17 protein-coding genes, 4 tRNA genes and 1 pseudogene are annotated in these 18,483 nt (G+C 46.9%); 3 read left to right on the forward strand and 19 right to left on the reverse strand.

The window, feature by feature from the left end:
• Positions 1–16 precede the first annotated feature (16 nt).
• The 17 genes from VP472_RS19635 to dnaB form a co-directional block, all read right to left on the reverse strand.
• The gene (locus VP472_RS19635; RefSeq protein ID WP_146275937.1) at positions 17–1,339 is read right to left on the reverse strand and encodes a periplasmic substrate-binding domain-containing protein; all 1,323 of its coding nucleotides are present in this window, start codon (positions 1,337–1,339) and stop codon (positions 17–19) included.
• Complete coding sequence (locus VP472_RS19640) at positions 1,336–2,343, reverse strand: ThiF family adenylyltransferase (protein ID WP_146275939.1); 1,008 nt, start codon at positions 2,341–2,343, stop codon at positions 1,336–1,338. Before VP472_RS19640 ends, VP472_RS19635 begins: the two co-directional genes overlap by 4 nt.
• Positions 2,344–2,574: 231 nt before the next feature.
• The gene (locus VP472_RS19645; protein ID WP_146275941.1) at positions 2,575–3,993 is read right to left on the reverse strand and encodes a sensor histidine kinase; all 1,419 of its coding nucleotides are present in this window, start codon (positions 3,991–3,993) and stop codon (positions 2,575–2,577) included.
• Complete coding sequence (locus VP472_RS19650) at positions 3,990–4,202, reverse strand: winged helix-turn-helix domain-containing protein (protein WP_077723101.1); 213 nt, start codon at positions 4,200–4,202, stop codon at positions 3,990–3,992. Before VP472_RS19650 ends, VP472_RS19645 begins: the two co-directional genes overlap by 4 nt.
• Before the next feature lie 509 nt (positions 4,203–4,711).
• Positions 4,712–5,908 (reverse strand): S1C family serine protease, encoded by a 1,197-nt coding sequence (locus VP472_RS19655; RefSeq protein ID WP_146275943.1) that lies wholly within the window; start codon positions 5,906–5,908, stop codon positions 4,712–4,714.
• A gap of 86 nt (positions 5,909–5,994) precedes the next feature.
• On the reverse strand, positions 5,995–6,789 hold the full coding sequence (locus VP472_RS19660; RefSeq protein ID WP_146275945.1) for an MBL fold metallo-hydrolase: 795 nt from the start codon (positions 6,787–6,789) through the stop codon (positions 5,995–5,997).
• A 14-nt stretch (positions 6,790–6,803) separates the two neighbouring features.
• The gene (locus VP472_RS19665) at positions 6,804–7,643 is read right to left on the reverse strand and encodes a two-component system regulatory protein YycI (protein WP_004393108.1); all 840 of its coding nucleotides are present in this window, start codon (positions 7,641–7,643) and stop codon (positions 6,804–6,806) included.
• The gene (yycH, locus tag VP472_RS19670; RefSeq protein WP_004393107.1) at positions 7,630–8,988 is read right to left on the reverse strand and encodes a two-component system activity regulator YycH; all 1,359 of its coding nucleotides are present in this window, start codon (positions 8,986–8,988) and stop codon (positions 7,630–7,632) included. Before yycH ends, VP472_RS19665 begins: the two co-directional genes overlap by 14 nt.
• Positions 8,978–10,813 carry a cell wall metabolism sensor histidine kinase WalK gene (gene walK, locus VP472_RS19675; protein WP_004393106.1) on the reverse strand — a complete coding sequence of 612 codons (1,836 nt, stop codon included), beginning with the start codon at positions 10,811–10,813 and terminating at the stop codon, positions 8,978–8,980. The genes yycH and walK overlap by 11 nt, the downstream gene beginning before the upstream one ends.
• A 6-nt stretch (positions 10,814–10,819) precedes the next feature.
• Positions 10,820–11,527 carry a cell wall metabolism DNA-binding response regulator WalR gene (gene walR, locus VP472_RS19680; protein ID WP_004393104.1) on the reverse strand — a complete coding sequence of 236 codons (708 nt, stop codon included), beginning with the start codon at positions 11,525–11,527 and terminating at the stop codon, positions 10,820–10,822.
• Positions 11,528–11,862: 335 nt separating this feature from the next.
• A tRNA-Phe gene (locus tag VP472_RS19685) sits at positions 11,863–11,935 on the reverse strand.
• 36 nt (positions 11,936–11,971) lie between these two features.
• Positions 11,972–12,048 (reverse strand) — tRNA-Asp (locus tag VP472_RS19690).
• A gap of 84 nt (positions 12,049–12,132) precedes the next feature.
• Positions 12,133–12,204: transfer RNA gene (locus tag VP472_RS19695), tRNA-Glu, on the reverse strand.
• Positions 12,205–12,212: 8 nt separating this feature from the next.
• Positions 12,213–12,288: transfer RNA gene (locus VP472_RS19700), tRNA-Lys, on the reverse strand.
• A gap of 201 nt (positions 12,289–12,489) precedes the next feature.
• Positions 12,490–13,782 (reverse strand): adenylosuccinate synthase, encoded by a 1,293-nt coding sequence (gene purA, locus VP472_RS19705; protein WP_004393102.1) that lies wholly within the window; start codon positions 13,780–13,782, stop codon positions 12,490–12,492.
• A 238-nt stretch (positions 13,783–14,020) separates the two neighbouring features.
• A complete protein-coding gene (locus VP472_RS19710; protein ID WP_070082656.1) occupies positions 14,021–14,434 on the reverse strand; it encodes a VOC family protein in 414 nt (137 codons plus the stop codon).
• A gap of 117 nt (positions 14,435–14,551) precedes the next feature.
• Positions 14,552–15,916: a replicative DNA helicase gene (gene dnaB / locus VP472_RS19715; protein WP_146275947.1), complete on the reverse strand. Its 1,365-nt coding sequence runs from the start codon at positions 15,914–15,916 to the stop codon at positions 14,552–14,554.
• Between the two features lie 169 nt (positions 15,917–16,085).
• Here dnaB and VP472_RS19720 point away from each other — a divergent pair, with 169 nt between their 5' ends.
• Positions 16,086–16,283 carry a DUF2188 domain-containing protein gene (locus VP472_RS19720; RefSeq protein ID WP_007407900.1) on the forward strand — a complete coding sequence of 66 codons (198 nt, stop codon included), beginning with the start codon at positions 16,086–16,088 and terminating at the stop codon, positions 16,281–16,283.
• Between the two features lie 31 nt (positions 16,284–16,314).
• On the opposite strand, the gene VP472_RS19725 is transcribed toward VP472_RS19720, so the two are convergent.
• Complete coding sequence (locus tag VP472_RS19725) at positions 16,315–16,524, reverse strand: hypothetical protein (RefSeq protein WP_015418617.1); 210 nt, start codon at positions 16,522–16,524, stop codon at positions 16,315–16,317.
• A gap of 118 nt (positions 16,525–16,642) precedes the next feature.
• Between VP472_RS19725 and VP472_RS19730 the strand changes: the two genes are divergently transcribed.
• The gene (locus VP472_RS19730; protein ID WP_014306172.1) at positions 16,643–16,786 is read left to right on the forward strand and encodes a YycC family protein; all 144 of its coding nucleotides are present in this window, start codon (positions 16,643–16,645) and stop codon (positions 16,784–16,786) included.
• An 82-nt stretch (positions 16,787–16,868) separates the two neighbouring features.
• Positions 16,869–17,117 (forward strand): annotated as a pseudogene (locus VP472_RS20175) (hypothetical protein); the annotation flags it as partial.
• Between the two features lie 55 nt (positions 17,118–17,172).
• Here the strand turns inward: VP472_RS20175 and VP472_RS19735 are convergent.
• The gene (locus tag VP472_RS19735; protein WP_146275950.1) at positions 17,173–18,465 is read right to left on the reverse strand and encodes a glycosyltransferase family 4 protein; all 1,293 of its coding nucleotides are present in this window, start codon (positions 18,463–18,465) and stop codon (positions 17,173–17,175) included.
• Positions 18,466–18,483 lie beyond the last annotated feature (18 nt).

The following is an 18,483-nucleotide window of genomic DNA, read 5'->3' on the forward strand; positions in this document are numbered from 1 at the left end:
GAATACCCCTTTCCAGCTATCTGCATTTAACATCATGAACAGAAAGGAGCCCGTCAGTCTTTACACTAAAACCCTCTATACATGGATCTTGCAGATACAGACTTTTCCCAAAACAAATTGGGCAATAATGAGTTGTATTCTCGAATAACCCAAAAAGTTCCTTCTTTTTTTCAGATCCTGCGGCATCAATGATCGTTTTTTTCTTCCCCGGATCGCTGATGTCGCGGATGAAATATTTGATATAGCTCAGCTCATGCATGTAAGCCGGCAGGAACAAATGGAGCTCAATATCAAACCCGCTTTTATCCATATGGTAATAATCATTGAATTGACTGACGCTGGAGACGGATACGTCCGCTCCGGCCCGCCGAAACAATTCAGCCAGCCTTTCAATGATCTCTCCGTTGGGATAATAATCGGCATAAACGATTCGGATCGGCTCTTCTTTTGTCAAAAGGGGCGGATCTTTCTGCGGTGTCCTCCCGCTTTCCCATATACCGATCAGTGAATCAGTCGGTGTGATGATATGCCCCAAATCCCCGGCCAGCTTTTGTTTATCAAAATAATGCTGAATGAAAGTTCTCAGCATGCCGTCCTTTACCTTGAAGGTAAATAACATCGGCAAATGATTTTCTTTAAAATCAGCATACTGCCGATACCTCATGTTTGAATGATGAAACTGGGTGTGGCAGGTCACGTCCGTTTGATTCGCTTCGTACAGCCCGATGCTTTTTTCCAGATCATCATTCAAAATAAATTGGATGGTCTGAACCGTGCGGTGATCCGCGGGCGTCATTTTATATTGCGGATTCCGCTCAAATTCCAGCCCCTTCTCAAACGTTCGCTTGAATCGGTACGGGCCGTTTTCCGGCACATCGCCCCCGGCGGTCGCCGGAATCAGAAAGCTGCTCTGCAAAACGGCTTCTATTTCATCAGACGGCTCGTCCAAGGTGACTTCAAATCGTTTTTCACCCGTTACGTTCACCCCGAGCTGATCGGAAGAGACGAGGCCTTTTACATACGGAACGGCCTGTTTTATGTTCAGGAAACTGCCGAGATGGGGACTTTGGTTTTCTTTCGTCAGATGATAGATGATCGTTTGAACCACACCCTCGGCGTCACCTAAATAGTCTGGGTGAATGTCCACCTGACAGGTGCGGCGATCTTTGCGGATGATTCGGCAGTTATAGCCGTCCTGCAGACTTTCATACATAATGCTGCAAATCATCTTGCTTGTGTAATCCTGCGTATCTAATGGGTTCAAGCGTATCGGGCTTGTGTCGATTTCTATTTTCAGAGGGTCGCCCGGTTTTCTCGCCGTACGATGCATCGTCTTCATAAAGCGCTTTCCTTTTGAGATAGCTTCGTTTCTGTAATATGAAGGCCGTCAAAGTCCAAGCCGATGCGGGTATTCAGGGATTTCGGGCTTCCGCCTGCAAGGTATGTGATAATGTCATGAGACATAAACGAGGATATAATACCGTTTGTCGCTCCTAAAGAACCTTTGATCGGTTCATCGGGGTAACAGTTCAGAAGTCCGGCTGGCATGCTTTTTTCATAGGTGACGCCGGATTGATAGGATTCAGGCGTGAGCAGAGGCCCCCATTGGCCGCTGAAGCTGCCGACACCCCCGGTCATAAACGCGATATTCCGCTGCTTACAATACTGATAAACCCATTCAGAAATGTTATGGGGTTTGTCAGCGGCATTTATGACGATATCAATTTCGTACGGATCTAACACACGCAGGTCCTGCGGCTGTGTCATTTCCTGATGGTAAAGTGCTGCGTCCGCATGGGGATTGATACCCGCAATATAATCTCTGCATTCTGAGATCTTTAATTTGCCTACAGAAGATTTATTATAGACGAATTGTCTGTTCAGGTTATGTACTGATACGGCATCGAAATCAATGAGAATAAAATGCTGGATGCCCGCCGCCAAAAGGTTTTGAAGAATGATCGTTCCGACGCCCCCCAGACCCACGATCGCTGCCCTGCTGCCGTCTAACCTGTTTTGGATCAGATTGGGGTTTTGGTTGTATTTCTCAAAATGGTACAGCTGCTTTTCAGTGATGCAGCCTTCACGGCCGTTTTGCCATGGCTCTATTAAAGCATCCAATTTCATTAACGCATCGAAAAACCGGTTTCCCGCTTCCTCTCCCAGAAGATCAGAAAGCTCTTGTTTTTCACAGCCGGTGATCAGCCGTTCAACCGCCTCTTTTATCTCACTCGTATGCCCAAGCTTAATCGCCTTTCGATATTGAATGATAATATGCGCCGTGTAGGTCAGCACCTGCACGCTGTCTTTAAACTTCCAGCGCTTACAGTCCGTTGACATCATGACATACCCCCTGAAAGATAATAACTCCCCAATGAGGGGAGTCACGGCTTTACTAGCAACGCTGCACCAAGCTTGCTGTTTCTGTATCAAGATCAAGTTCTTCAATCTTCATCAGTACACACCCCCTTTGCCAATATCTAGATATTAACATCAATATTGGAAAAGGACAAGTTATTTTTTGAAAATTTAGAATTTATATATAAATTGTGATATTTCTTCCGGCATCCCGGTTTATCCCGGCAGCCGGATGATGAACACGGAGCCTTTTCCCTGCTCACTTTTCACTTCAATTGTTCCGTTATGGCTGTCGATAATGGTTTTTGTAATGGCAAGACCCAGCCCCGCGCCGCCGGATCGACGGGATCGGGAGGTTTCCGCCCTGTAAAACCGGTCAAACACATGAGGCACATGCTCCGGAGCGATTCCCGTTCCGTTATCCGCAATCATCAGCATGATTCCTCCGTCTTTCTGCAGGGAGACGGTGATGACACCCATGTCTTCATCCGTATGCTGCACCGCATTGTAAAAGAGATTGAGAATGGCCTGCTTCATTTTGTCTTTGTCAAAAACAGCTTCTATCTTTTGATCGACAAAGAACTCGAGTTTCCGGTTTCTCGCGAGCAGCTTCAGCTCAGCCTCCATTTCCAAAATGACGTCTCCCAATGCCCCTTTTTTCATTTCAAAGCTCGGCTCCCGGTCAATCTTCGCGAGAAACAAAAGATCCTTTATCAGTTTATTCGCCCTGACGGATTCCGCGTACATGCTTTGAAGCGCTTTTTCTTTCTGCTCCGGCTTTTCCGCCGCTCCGCGCATTAAAATTTCGATAAAGCCGTGAATGGAGGTAAGCGGCGTTCTCAGCTCATGTGATGCGTCTGATACAAACCGCCGGATGCGCGCCTTCGCTTCTTTTTCCGCCTGAAACGCGGTTTCAATCCGTTCCAGCATCTGATTGATGGAGATGCCCAATGACTCAATTTCGGCCTGCTTCCTATCAATCGGCAGCCGTTTATCGAGACTGCCGGCATGAATGTCACCCATCATATGCACAATGCGGGACAGCGGCTTGAGTGTGAGCCGGATCACCGGCAAAAAAACAAACAGTCCGATGACCAAAGCCGCAAAGGAAAGCATCGCGAAAATGCTGATCTGGCGGAAAAGCGAATCATTCAGAGGCTGTGTCAGCGTGCTCATTTGCACAACTCCCGCCTGCCTTCCGTCAACGGAAATCGCCTGAAACACGACGATGATTTCCTCACCCGCCTTATTGTGAGCCACCTGATAGTGAAGCGCCATTGTATCTGTCAGCGCATCCCGATACACGTTTTTCGGAAAAGAAGGAGCGGCCCCCGCGTGCGGGTCTTCTGATAAAACTGACATCTTGTATGATTGATTGATAAAAGCAACCGTCACCCCGGGGTAAATCACCTTCGGATGAGCCGGTGTTTCGGAACGGGCAAGGGTTTTGATTGACCTCCATACGCTTTGATCCATTGAATTGATATCACTCTGAATGCTGATCGCCTGATTTTCATACATCGTCCGTTTCATCAACATGTACTGTGTGCCGCCGATGAAACATAACAGCAAGGTCAACATCGCCAGTGACCTGAACAGGAGCTGGAACCGCAGGGTTCTGTAAAGCCGTTTCATGCCAGGTTCACCCTGTACCCGGCGCCCCGAACCGTGCGAATCACCTTGTGCTCTTTGTCCTTCAGCTTTTCGCGCAAAGAACGGATGTATGCCTCGACGATATTGTCTTCCCCGAGGACCGTTCCGTGATGAAGCCCCATCGTTAAAGAATCAATGAGTGCAGACTCGCCGTCTGCACTCAGCAGCTTGATGCCTTTCAACTTATTCATGATGCAGTCTCTCCTTAGATGTATCAGCCTGTGTTTATTTTTTTCGCTTCCCCTTCTATTATTCGCTTTTATCAGAAACAAAACGGAAGCTAAGCTGAATTGGTGAAAGTAAACGCTGAAAACGGAGCCATCTGCAAATCATAATCAATAAGCTGCCGCTTCAATTCAGCACCAGTCTGTTTCAATCACAAAGTTCTAAGGTCATGTCTGCCTTTTTCTAAACATACCCATTTTTAACTGAACGTGTTGAGACCCGCGTTCAGTTCTTTTTTATGGCTTCTGAAAAAAGGCATAAAAAAAGCGCCCCCGAAAAAGGACGTTTGATATGACGTGTTTCATTTTCTTAAATTCTGCATTCTAAAATAATTCTTCCTTCACATTCACCCTCGATTTCATTCAATACGATGATCACATCAGCCGTTTTCATGTGTTTCACCTCCCCGCTTCACAATAGTATAATATTAACAAATAAATCAATAAAAAACAGCCCGGATGTCCGGGCTGCTTTTTTATTTCTGTAATCGATCCGCTTCTGTCAGTTTGACTTCCGCTGTTTTTTTCTTTCCCGAACGGTAGAACGTGATGTTCACACGGTCGCCGATCTTTTTGCGATACAGGCGCTCGCGGAGATCCACAACGTCATTGACCTTATGTCCGTCGAACCCGGTGATCACGTCGAGCTTTTTCAAACCCGCTTTTCCGGCCGGTGAAAACGCGTCGACACCCATAATGACCGCTCCGGTTTTAACGCCTTTCGGGAGTTTCAGCGTCTGGCTCCAATGGTAGCTCGCAATATCCGTTAAGGATTTCATCTCAATACCGAGGAAAGGCCGTCGGACTTCTCCGTATTTTTCTAAATCCTGAATAACGGGAATGACAAGCTTTGACGGAATGGACAGGCCGATTCCTTCAACGGCGGATTCAGCGATCTTCATTGAGTTGATGCCGACCACCTTGCCCGATATATTCATCAAAGCGCCGCCGCTGTTGCCGGGATTAATCGCGGCGTCGGTCTGCAGCACTTCCGCATTCCAATCCGGATGTCCGTCGCCGTTTGAGTCAACGGGCACCGCTCTTTCCGTGCCTGAAATGATCCCCTGTGTCACTGAACCCGCAAATTCAAGTCCGAGCGGATTTCCGATCGCAATGACCGGTTCTCCGACTTTGACTTGATCAGAATTGCCGAACTGGGCGGCCGATTTGATTTTATCAGACTTCACCTTCAGTACCGCGAGATCCATCAGACGGTCGCTCCCGATCAGCTCAGCAGGCACGCGCGAGCCATCCTTCAGGCTGATCTCAATCTCAGTCGCACCTTCAATGACATGATGATTGGTTACGATATAAGAAGTGTTTCCGTTCTTTTTATAAATGACGCCCGACCCGCTTCCCGCTTCGCCGCCCTCTCCCCAAATATCGGTCTTTTGGATATTGAGAACGCCGACTACCGAATCCGATACACGGCTGACCATATTCGTGACAGCGTCATTGACATTTACGTTGACTGTTTTCACCTGTTCGCTGCCGAGACGCCGGCTGGTGCTTTTGCTGCTGTCTCCATGGTCTCCGCCTGTCCAGTACGGCAGCAGGATAGCCATGAGCGCGGCCCCGACGATGACGCCGATCAGACTTGATAGAAAGTATCCTCTCTTGCTTCGGCGGGGCTGTTCGGAGGCGTACTGTTCATCATCGCGATTATAATCCACCCTATCTCAAATCCTTTCAAGAGTACTCGATTTGCTTATAGTGTGGGTCAGATCGCGGATTAATAATCATGATTCATTTGGAAAAATTACACGGCGCACAGCGGCGTCGGAATTTTCGGATCGGTATCAAATAACTGAAACGTTTCCCCGGCGACAAATCCTTTCGCAGCCAATGTCTGCTGCACGGACATTCTCGCCAGTTCCTTCATATTGTTGTCTTGGCTCAGATGCGCCAAATAGATGCGCGATGTGCCGTCGCCGATGACATCAGTCATGGCGAGCGCCGCATCTTCATTCGAGACGTGGCCGACATCGCTTAAAATCCGCCGCTTAATGCTCCAAGGGTATCTGCCCATTTGCAGCATGCCGACGTCATGGTTGCTTTCAAACACAAACACATTGGCCGAACGGATGATGCCTTTCATTCTGTCGCTCACATATCCGGTGTCCGTCACCAGCGCGAGCTTTCTGCCTTGGTAGTGGAAAACGTAAAACATCGGCTCGGCCGCGTCATGAGAGACGCCGAATGACTCAACATCAAGCCCGCCGAAAGATTTCACGCTTTCCATCGGGAACAAAAACTTTTGTCCGGTATCCAGCTTGCCGATCTGATTCTCCATCGCTTTCCACGTCTTTTCATTGGCGTAGACGGGTAGACCGTACTTTCTCGCAATGACGCCGAGCCCTTTAATATGGTCGCTGTGCTCGTGAGTGACAAAGATGCCGTCGACGTCGTCTATCTTACGGCCGATTCTCTCCATCAGCCCGTCCATCGCTTTACCGCTCAGGCCGGCATCCACCAGAAAAGAGTGCTCCTCTGTCTCCAGATAAAACGCGTTTCCGGTACTCCCGCTCGCAAGCACGCTAAATTGCAAGCCCATTGTGTCTCACTCCATTATTTATTTTGATTGTTATCAATGACTGTGCTTTCCAATGCATTCACAGTGTACGTTTGCTGTGTCTTTTTCTTCGTCCCTTTTGACTTATCTTCAATTGTAATTCTCCATACCGGCGCCAGCACCTGCGTACTTGTCAGCGGGTATTGGGCAATATAGCCGAACTTGACGCTTTTAACGGCGCAATTCGCTTTTAAGTAATTTTGAGAATACAATAATTCGACCGCATCAAGCTCAGGAATCAGGCTCTCCGTCTGGATTCGCTTGAATGACTCCAGCATGGTCTGCTCGTAAGATACGACCTGGTTTTTATCGTTCAGATGCAGAATCACCTGTCCGATCGCATCCGTGGACGAGTCAAAATCCTGATAAATAAACTGTCCGTCATACGTCTGGTAAAAAATGATCTGTTTTTGATCCTTGTCGACTTTCCACAGTTTATATTTTTCACCGCCGGTTACTTTAGAGCTGACGAGCGATTCCGCATCCTCCTGCGGTTTTTGCTTCGATAAACCGACCGGATCGGTAAATTTCATTTTCAGCGTTGTGACCTTATGATCATCCGCCGGCATCTCCATTAACGGCTTTTGATCCTTCAAAGCATCAATATCTTCAGCGGTAAATACCTTTTGGCCCGCCGTCAGCCGGTAGCCCGTCGCGGAATCAGAAGACAGGTTGCCGAATGTGATATGGTCCATCTCCATGTCTTTTTCCACGTTTGAATTTTTAATCACTTCGTATTCACTGCTCGAGCGTTTTTCAAAAAACTGATAGCCGAGAAAAATATCGAGGATGAGGAAGGCAATGATGAAGATCGTTTTTGTCTTATTCCACTCCATTATCGTCCTCCTCCTTCCCCAGCAGATCTTTCGTAATCGGGACGATCTTCCCGTTGATTTTCATACTCCAGACGGGTTCCAGCTCAACAAGATCATTCGTTGACGAAGAGACCATTTGATAGGACAGGAAGATCTGGTCGATTTTGTTCACGTCGTATTTATCCTGCTGCTCCAGCAGAGACACAACCTCATTGCCGTTCATCATTTTTACGTCTTTTGTTTTAATCGGATTCGGCCCGAGAACATAGTTCGGCCGCTTGTAGCTGAGAACCTCGTCATTGGCCCATTGCAGGGTCAAAACAGGTCCGGATCCGAAAGGCTTAGACGTGCTGTTGATCACAGGCATTTGGTCTTTAAACATGTAGAAACTCAGCTGCTGGTTATCACTCACATTGAAAAATTGATAATGATCCGTCCAGCTTCCCGTATCCTCTAAATATTTATAGCTTTTCTTAATCAGCTCACCCGTTTGGTAAGAAGCGCTTTGTGCCAGGTTCCGATGCTGGAATTGAATCTGCCGCTGTGTCGAATTGATTTCCAGACGGCTGATTCCGTCAGTCAGCACATTCCGATTGTAATTCGGGTCCTCTCTGACCGTGCTCGGATCATTAAAAAGCGTCTGCTTAAACAGGTTCGTCTTAATGGTTTCAGTGATAAATTCTTTTTCCTTCATATTAAACCGCGCATTCGGCATGAGAAATTCTTTGCTTTTTCCGACCGAATAGAGGTGGTATAACGGCATACTCGACTTTTTGCTGTACAGCTCATTCATCAGATTGCGGTAATTCGCCGATTCCACAGTCACTTCCAAAATCAGCTGCTTGCTGTATGAGACCATGTAAATCTTCTTATTCGTCTTATTCTCATTAAACGGAATAACAATATGGTCAAATGAGCTGTATTCCATTGACGGATTTGACCATTTAAACATCGATTGGAAGAAATCAATCGGAATGGTGTCATTGAATTGCAGATCGAGCTTTGCCGAATTGCCGTTTCTGCCGTAAAGCCAATTTTTAAAACCGAGCTTGTCGTATTGATCGGAAATATCCTTCATCCCTTTTACTTCCCATTGCGGCAAATCCGCCCACAGGTCATTAAAGAGCGTCTCATCATCCACTTTATAATGAGAGCCGTTTGTATGAATAAACATATCCCGGGGTTTTACCGTTTGCGACACTTTTTGGCTCGTTTTATCAATTTTATGCTTTTCCCGGACAGTCGATTTGGTTGAGGCCGTGCCTTCTGAAAAATTGGGCTGGAATGTCCAAATTCCCCATGTTAAAACAAGACTAATGACGACCAGCACTGACAGTATGACTGTTTTTATATTTTCACGCCTCATCCCAATCATCCTCTTGCTCTTCTTTATATGGAAGAGTAAATGTAATCTTCGTTCCTTTGCCTTCTACACTGTCGGCCCAAATGTCTCCGCCGTGCGCCTGAACCATCTCTTTTGCAATCGCAAGGCCGAGCCCGGTGCCGCCGAGTTTTCTCGTGCGCGCTTTATCCACTCTGTAGAAACGGTCAAAGACTTTTTCCACATCTTTTTTCGGAATGCCGATACCTTCATCTTTTACGCTGATATAAAGCAGCTCTTCTTTCTCGTTCACATCGACTGAGAAAGTGACATGCCCGCCTTCCGGTGAGTATTTCAGTGCGTTAGAAATGATATTATCGAGAACCTGCGTCACTTTATCCTGATCAATCTCCACGTACAGATTTCTGTCCGGAAGCTCGCGGATAAATTCAACATGCTGTTCTTTCGTCATTTCGAAACGATCGATAATCAGTGACATAAAGCGGATCATATGAATCCACTCCCGATTAAACTGATAATCTTTGCTGTCGAATTTAGAAAGCTGAAGCAGGTCGTTCACCAATCTGATCATGCGCTCAGTCTCATTTTGGGTCACCATTAAGAAACGCGGAGCGATATCTTTGTTTTCCCACGCGCCCTCTGCAAGCGCCTCTAAATAGCTTCGCATGGTCGTCAGCGGTGTCCGCAGCTCATGAGACACGTTGGCAACGAACTCTCTGCGTTCCCGATCGAGTTTTTCCTGTTCGGTGACATCATAAAGAACCGCGATTAAACCGTCGATTTTTCCGTGCTCTCTCTGAATAACGGAAAAATTCACCCGCAGTACAGTCGTTTCATCGTCACGTTCGATCTCCAGCAGCATTGAATCCTGCTGTTCTACTAAATCCTCAAATGTAAAGTTCTCTTTTATGCCCAATAAAGACGTAATCGGCATCTCTAAAGCCGTTTCACGTGAAACATTCAGCAGCTCAAGCGCAGGGCTGTTTAAAAGAATAATAGCTCCATTGCGATTCGTAGCGATGACACCGTCCGTCATATACGCGATAACGGAAGAAAGCTTTCTTCTCTCCCCTTCCGTCATGGCTTGGGCATCTTCAAGCTCTCTCGTCAGATGGTTGAACGTCGTTGCGAGCTGACCGATTTCATCATGCCCGTATTTCCGCACCTTTCTGGAGAAATTCCCTTTTGCCAGTTCCATCGCCTGCTTCCGCATATCCGACAGCGGATGGGTGATGGTGCGGGCGAGAAATATACCGAGAAGGGCCGTCAGAACAAGGGCTAAGCCTGTTCCTGAAGCAAGAATCGAGTTGACGGTTTTCATCTGGTTAAAGGTATCTTCCATACTGGCCACGACATAAATCGCGCCGACAACTTCCTGATTCTCTGTGACGACAGGTTTTGCTGAAATCAGCACTCTGTTTTTGCTTTTAGGATCATAATATTTTTTTGAATAGGCCTGTTTTGTTGAGAAAATCCGTTTAAAAATCGGGTCAGTCGTCTGTTTCCCCGCTATTTCCTCGCCATAAGGCCTCGAAGAACCGACGACCTCATAGCTTTTATCAACAAATGTAATCTCCCGTATTTCATTGTTTTTCGTAAAATCATTCAAAATCCGTTTGACGTCATCTTTAATGACGGTGCTGTCATTATCTCCTTTATATTCCTGCTCAATATAATAGGATAGATTGTCAATCCGCTGATTTAACGATAATTCATAGGACTTGAGAAGAGAATTCTCCACCTGTTTCACAAAGTACACGCCGATAATCTGCATGGCGATGATAATGAGAAGCACATAGATCAGCGTGATCTTAAACTGAATCGACCGAAAAAAACCAACCTTATTCATCGCCGGTTAGTCCTGTTCAGGATTTCTCAAGTAATAACCGACACCCCGTCTTGTGACGATCCAGTTCGGATGGCTCGGATTATCCTCGATTTTCTCACGGAGACGGCGCACTGTTACATCCACCGTTCTCACGTCACCGAAATAGTCATAGCCCCACACAGTCTGCAGCAGATGCTCACGCGTCATAACCTGTCCGATATGTTTGGCTAAGTAATGAAGCAATTCAAACTCACGATGAGTCAGCTCGATCGTTTCTTCTCTTTTTGATACGACATAAGCGTCAGGGAAGATGACGAGAGAACCGATATGAATGTCATTAGAAGCTGATTCTTCCTCAGCCGGCGCAACTGTAAGCTGGCGGCGCAGGTTCGCTTTGACGCGGGCCAGAAGCTCACGCGTGCTGAAAGGCTTCGTGACATAGTCATCCGCTCCGATTTCAAGCCCGATGACCTTGTCAATCTCCGAGTCTTTTGCCGTCAGCATAATAATCGGCATATCATATTTTTTCCGGACTTCCCGGCACACTTCAACTCCGTCTTTATTCGGAAGCATAATATCTAAAAGAATTAAATCAGGCTGAAGCTCCTCCACCATTTCCACGGCTTCGTTTCCGTCGTACGCACAATGCACGTCATAGCCTTCTTTTCTTAAATTAAACTCTAATATATCTGCAATCGGTTTTTCATCATCGACTACAAGGATTTTCTTATCCATCATCTTGATTTTCCTCCTGCCAGAATGACTTCATTTCATCTATTGATGTTTCATGATGATCACAATTCGGATCATGAAAAACGTTCCCCGTCTATTATAACGGTTTCAGGTCAAAAGATAAAAAAATTAAAGAGAACAGCGCAAAAACGTATTGAACTGCCATCCTTTTGTCATGTTTTTTATTTTCTTTTAAAAAATAATATTTTTTTGAAACCTCACGAAAAAAAACGCCGTCTAGTGTTTGACGTCTTCTTCTGGGCCGGCTGAAAAGCCGGCTCTCCCTTTTTTATAACAAAGAAAAAACGCACCTACTATTGCAGATGCGTTTGGGTAAGTGGCTCGGGACGGAATCGAACCGCCGACACACGGATTTTCAGTCCGTTGCTCTACCAACTGAGCTACCGAGCCAGATGTTTCTTTTCTATACTATAAAGTAAAGTAAAATGGCGGTCCGGACGGGACTCGAACCCGCGACCTCCTGCGTGACAGGCAGGCATTCTAACCAACTGAACTACCGGACCTTACAGTAATTTGTCCGGAGAACCGTATCGTGGCGGCCCTCCGAGGACAAATAAGGAGTTAGCAATAACGCTAAAGTAAATCAATGACCCGTACGGGATTCGAACCCGTGTTACCGCCGTGAAAGGGCGGTGTCTTAACCGCTTGACCAACGGGCCATAAAAAGTGGTGAGCCATGAAGGACTCGAACCTTCGACCCTCTGATTAAAAGTCAGATGCTCTACCAACTGAGCTAATGGCTCTTGATGTGTCGGATTATGTATCATAGAGCATTGAGACAAAAGCTTTCTTGCAGTACTCTATTGAAGCTGTTCCGTAACAACGAGATTTATAATATCATAGAACATTCGAAAGTGGCAACTACTTTTTTGAAAAAAATCTATTATTTTTTTCCTACATAAAAAACAAGCCTCCGTGACCGGAGGCTTGTTTGCTGCAAATTCTTAGTTAGCGCGGTATACGCTGCGGATGACGTTCGTTTGTGAACGGTCGGGACCGACAGAGAAAATAGAAAGCGGAATACCTGTCAGCTGAGATACGCGTTCCAGATAATGGCGCGCATTTTCAGGAAGATCGCTCAATGTTTTTGCGCCTGTGATATCTTCCGTCCAGCCAGGCATTTCTTCATATACCGGTTCACACTCTGCGAGAGCTTTCAGACTTGCCGGGAATTCTTCAATCACTTCACCTTTGTAGCGGTAAGCGACACAGATTTTCAATGTTTCAATGCCAGTCAGCACATCGATTGAGTTCAGAGAAAGATCTGTGATTCCGCTGACGCGGCGGGCATGGCGGACAACAACGCTGTCAAACCAGCCGACACGGCGCGGACGGCCTGTCGTTGTGCCGTATTCGCGTCCGACTTCACGGATTTGATCTCCGATTTCATCTTTCAGCTCAGTCGGGAAAGGACCGTCACCGACACGGGTTGTGTACGCTTTCGATACGCCGACGACGTGCTGGATTTTTGTCGGGCCTACGCCTGAACCGATCGTCACCCCTCCGGCGACCGGGTTGGATGAAGTGACAAACGGGTATGTCCCTTGGTCGATATCAAGCATAACCCCTTGAGCGCCTTCAAATAAAACGCGGCGGCCTTCATCCAGCGCGTCATTCAGAACGACGGATGTATCGCATACATACTTTTTAATCTGCTGGCCGTATTCATAATACTCATCCAGAATATCTTCAATTTTGAAGCCTTCCGTTTCATACATTTTTTCCAGCAGACGGTTTTTCTCTTCAAGGTTCCGTTCAAGCTTTTCTGCAAACACGTCACGATCTAGCAGGTCTGCGATCCGGATGCCGATCCGCGCCGCTTTGTCCATATAAGCAGGTCCGATGCCTTTTTTCGTTGTGCCGATCTTGTTGGCCCCTTTGCGTTCTTCCTCTACTTCATCCAGTTTCAGATGGTATGGAAGAATGACGTGGGCTCTGTTGCTGATTCTCAAGTTATCCGTGCTCACATTGCGTTCATGAAGATACGCAAGCTCCGTTACGAGCGCTTTCGGATCAACAACCATTCCGTTCCCGATGACACACGCTTTTTCTTTATAAAAAATTCCTGATGGGATTAAATGAAGCTTGTACGTGACGCCATCAAACTTGATGGTATGTCCTGCATTGTTTCCGCCTTGATAACGTGCGATCACTTCTGCATTTTCTGATAGGAAATCTGTAATTTTGCCTTTTCCTTCATCGCCCCACTGCGTACCTACTACGACTACTGAAGACATATATCCGTGCACCTCCGTTAACCTTTCAAAACGATATCTCATTCAAACAAATTAAGTGTATCAGTGCAGAAACAGAAAGTCAATCGTAAATCCGAACGTTTAAATCTTATTATTCTATATTTGTTCGCCTTAAACCTGATTAAAAGCGTTTTCTCTTTCATTTGCTATCTATTACTCCCGAAACTTTCATACTTTAACATGAAAAAGAACCCGTATCCCAGGTTCTTCAGACAGTCATTTATATTCCGCTTGTATTCATCAGGACGATCCGCCAGCCGTCAGGATCTTCGATGGTCACGCCTTTTTCTTCCCAGTACGGATTTTCGGATTCTTTCTCCTCATATCCCATCTGCTTTAATTTCGTGCTGATGCGAATGACCTCCTGCTGATCAGGGATGTAAAAGACAAGCAGGCTGTCGCCGTGCGGAACGGGCGCCGGCTGAGACGAGCCGGTTTCTTCGGTGAATTCTAAGTGATATTGCGTATGCGGCAGGCCGAACATGACGCCGCTGTAGCCCTCATGTCCGGAAAAACTGCCGATTCTCTTCAATCCGAGGCCTTCTTCATAAAACCTGATGATTTCTTTGAGCTGTCCGGTCGGCCGGGCAATCCGGATTTGCGCCGCTTGGAATTGCGGAAATTCAATTGTCATCATCATCCCTCCCTTAATGCCATTATATAAAAGCGCTTTCTTTTTTTCGTCTGCCGAACGGACGGCATTCTCTCATTCTTTCGGATGAAAAAAAGCCTCAAGACATTGCTTGAGGCTTTACGCACCTGCCGGAACACCGCCGTCATCAAAGCGCCTTTCCAGGTTTACGAACTTATTGTATTCTTTCACAAAAGCCAGTGAGACGGTGCCCACCGGGCCGTTACGCTGTTTGGCAATAATGATTTCGATGATGTTTTTGTTTTCGGATTCTTTATCATAGTAATCATCACGATACAGGAAGGCGACGATGTCGGCATCCTGCTCAATACTTCCCGACTCACGGATATCTGACATCATCGGACGTTTATCCTGCCGCTGCTCAACACCCCGGGAGAGCTGAGACAGGGCGATGACCGGGACTTCGAGCTCCCGCGCCAGCGCTTTTAGCGCCCGTGAAATTTCCGATACCTCTTGCTGACGGTTGTCGCTCGAACGGCCGCTTCCCTGAATGAGCTGCAGGTAGTCAATTAAAATCATGCCCAATCCGTTCTCCTGCTTCAGCCTGCGGCATTTTGAACGGATTTCGCTGACGCGGATGCCGGGGGTGTCATCTATAAAGATACCGCTGTTTGACAGGCTTCCCATCGCCATCGTCAGCTTGCCCCAATCTTCTTCCGTCAGATTACCCGTTCTGAGATTTTGGGCGTTAATATTCCCTTCAGCGCAGAGCATACGCATGACAAGCTGCTCGGCACCCATCTCAAGACTGAATATCGCGACGCTCTCATCCGTTTTGGTGGCCACGTTTTGCGCAATATTTAAGGCAAACGCCGTTTTCCCCACGGACGGACGGGCTGCGACAATGATCAAATCATTCCGCTGAAAACCCGCCGTCATCCGGTCAAGCTCGATAAAGCCGGTCGGAATCCCGGTAATATCGCCTTTCCGGTTGTGAAGCTGCTCAATGTTGTCGTATGTTTGCACAAGCACGTCTTTAATATTTTGGAAGGCGCCCGAATTTTTTCGCTGCGCGACCTCCATAATCGTTTTTTCCGCATCGCTTAATAAATCTTCAACTTCATCCTCGCGCGTATACCCGTCTTGAGCGATCGAGGTCGCCGTTCTGATTAAACGGCGGAGAATGGATTTTTCCTCAACGATTTTCGCGTAATATTCTATATTAGCCGCTGTCGGAACGGAATTCGCGATGTCCGTCAGGTAAGAGACGCCTCCCACCTCTTCTAACAAATCGGTATTCGCAAGCTCTGACGTTACCGTGATCAAATCAACCGGTTCGCCGCGGTCTCCGAGCACGAGCATGGCATTGTAAATTTTTTGATGTGACATTCTGTAGAAATCATCCGGAATCAACACTTCAGAAGCCAGTGTCAACGCAGACGGCTGTAAAAAAACAGCACCTAACACGGCCTGCTCAGCTTCTATGTTTTGCGGCGGCAGCCGATCATTCAGAAGGTCTGTCATGCTAAGCACCGTCCTCTCCTTAAAAAATATCCAAACTCCATTTTACCATTTCTCATGAAAAAGAATAGAAAAATATCACTTTCCCTGTATTTGGAGGAGAGGGTTATGTGTTTTGCCGTTCCGAATGCCGGGAAACAAATAAATAAATCGAAACCGGGAGGTAAGAAGGATGAAAACATATGCTGTAACACCCAGTGTTGATGCGGACGGATGGTTTGTGAAGGTGGAAAATGTGGCGCCGACGGCTCTTTATACATCAAAGGACGCGGCGATCGAGAAAGCGGAGCAGACGGCGAAAGAGAACAGCCCGTCTAAGCTTGTCATTTATGATCAGCATAAAAACATTGAAGAAGAACGGTCCTTTTAAGAAAAGCCTTCGCCCGAGCGAGGGCTTTTCCTTATTCGATGAAACGGATGTGCAGCACCGTCTGCGCCATGAGATCGGCCGTTTTTTGATACAGCTCCCATTCTTCACAGGCGGCGAATACTTTCATCATGTCCTGCAATGTCTGTTTCAGTATGATAAATTCGTCAATTGTCCGCAGTTCTGCGGCTTTTTTCTGATAATCAGCCAGCTTCAGCTGTAATAACATCAATGGCGATTGCATAAAAAACCTCCCCCATTCTGTTATAAAGCCCCGCTTTTCAAACCTCCATTCCTTTGTCATATCCTCTTACGATAGATTTCTGATTTTAGTACAATAAAGAAACGGAAGGAGTGATCACATGAAACCGCTGCAAATTTCCGCCGAAACGGCGCAAAAGCTCGCAGAATCACTGAATATGCCGCTTGAGAGAATCATGCACATGCCTCAGCACATTCTGCTTGCCAAATTAGCTGAGATCCAAAAAGAGAACGATCACAAATAAAGGCCGCTCTCTCATATATATGTGCGGGAGGCGGAAGCGATGGCTTTCCGCCTCTTTTTTCCGTGAAGAAAATTTCGGTAAAACCGTCTCACAGCTGAAAAAACTTGTTGACGAAAGAAAAGTGAACTATTTCTTATTATCCGGCAACAATTCAGGCAACACAAAGCTTGTCTCATGGATTAAAAAGATCGGCACAAAAATCTCAGCTGACCGATACAGCACCGGAAAAACAAGCTCAGCCCGGCGAGGAATGACAGGCGGCCCGGGCGGACAAAGCCAGCGGACTCTGTATGAGATGAAAAAACAGCTCGGAAAGAGGCTGGATAGTTAAACACCGGCCTCTTTATTTTGCTCTTGAAGCACCTGCCATGCGGCGCCGGTATCATTCAGAAAAATGATTGATAAATCCTTTCTATTTTTGAAACCATCAGTTCCTGACGCAGATACCGGCCGGCATAGGAGCGCGCTTCTTTTCCAAGCCGTTCCCTGAGAGACTGATCCGTAATCAGCATTACGAGGGCATCAGCAAGTTCGCGGCTGTTGCCGGGCTGACAGATAAGCCCTGTGTCCTCATGCCGGATCATCTCAGGGATTCCTCCGCAGTCAGTTGCGACAATGGCTTGACCTGAGAACATCGCTTCGATGATCGCTATGGGGAAATTATCATTCAATGTCGGCAGGACAAATATAGATGATTCAGCCAAAAGCGCCGGCACATCATGCCGTTTTCCGAGGAAAAACACATTTGTGAGGCCCAGTTTCCGTCTCTTCTCTTCCAGAAACCCTTTCATGTTTCCGTCTCCGATGATCCATATATCCACTCCGGATAAATGGTGCCGGATGCGGGCGAGAGCGTCCAGCAGCACATCATGTCCTTTTCGCTCGGTCAGACGGGAAACGCACGCAATCACGAGCTTTTCAGCACGTTTTGGCTCGGGTGCATCCCGGATGTCAATGCCGGTATGAACAGTCGTCAGCTGAGCCTCCTTCGCTCCGTACTCCAGCAAGGGCTCGTGAAAGGAGTCGCTGATTGTAATGATTTTATCCGAAGCCCGAATACCCTGCCTTTCTATTTCACTGAAATATGCCTCTTCTATTGAACCCTTTTGGATTTTATGAAACTTCATCCGGCTTTTCGTGAAATGTCCGTGCGGCGTGAAAAAAAGCGGACGCCGATACGTTTGATTAAGGTATCCCAGTAAAAATGCCGCAAATAAATCCTGCACGTGAAACAGGTCATATTGTTCTAAGTCTTTCTCCTTCAAAAATCTTTGAAAGACATGTAAATAGCTGAGATTCTTCACAAACTTTTCGTTTGCGGCGCCGTATCTGCCAACAAGAAACGCTCTGATCTCGTCAGCGGCCCGCGGGATATCTTCCTGAAAAAAAGCTGGCGGCATTTGGAGCGGCGAGATGACATCCGCCTGATGACCGATGCGCTCAAAACCCGTCTTAATTGACGTGATATAACTCGCCAGTCCTCCGACATTCGGGTAACGGAGAAAGGTTGCGTACAGAATACGCAATGGCTTTTTTCGTTTGGGGGAGCTTTTTCCTTCCGCACAGAACGAATACAGCATCTCCGGCTCACTTTGATGTTCGATCCCGTAAAATTGATCCATGACGCGCAATAAGGCAAGAGGCACCAGACCGTTCGGCTTGCCGATCTCTTCTTTCAAATCCGCTCCCCCTCTCTT

Source organism: Bacillus sp. MT(2024) (assembly GCF_036362845.1).
In the GTDB taxonomy this organism is placed as follows: Bacteria; Bacillota; Bacilli; order Bacillales; family Bacillaceae; genus Bacillus; species Bacillus velezensis.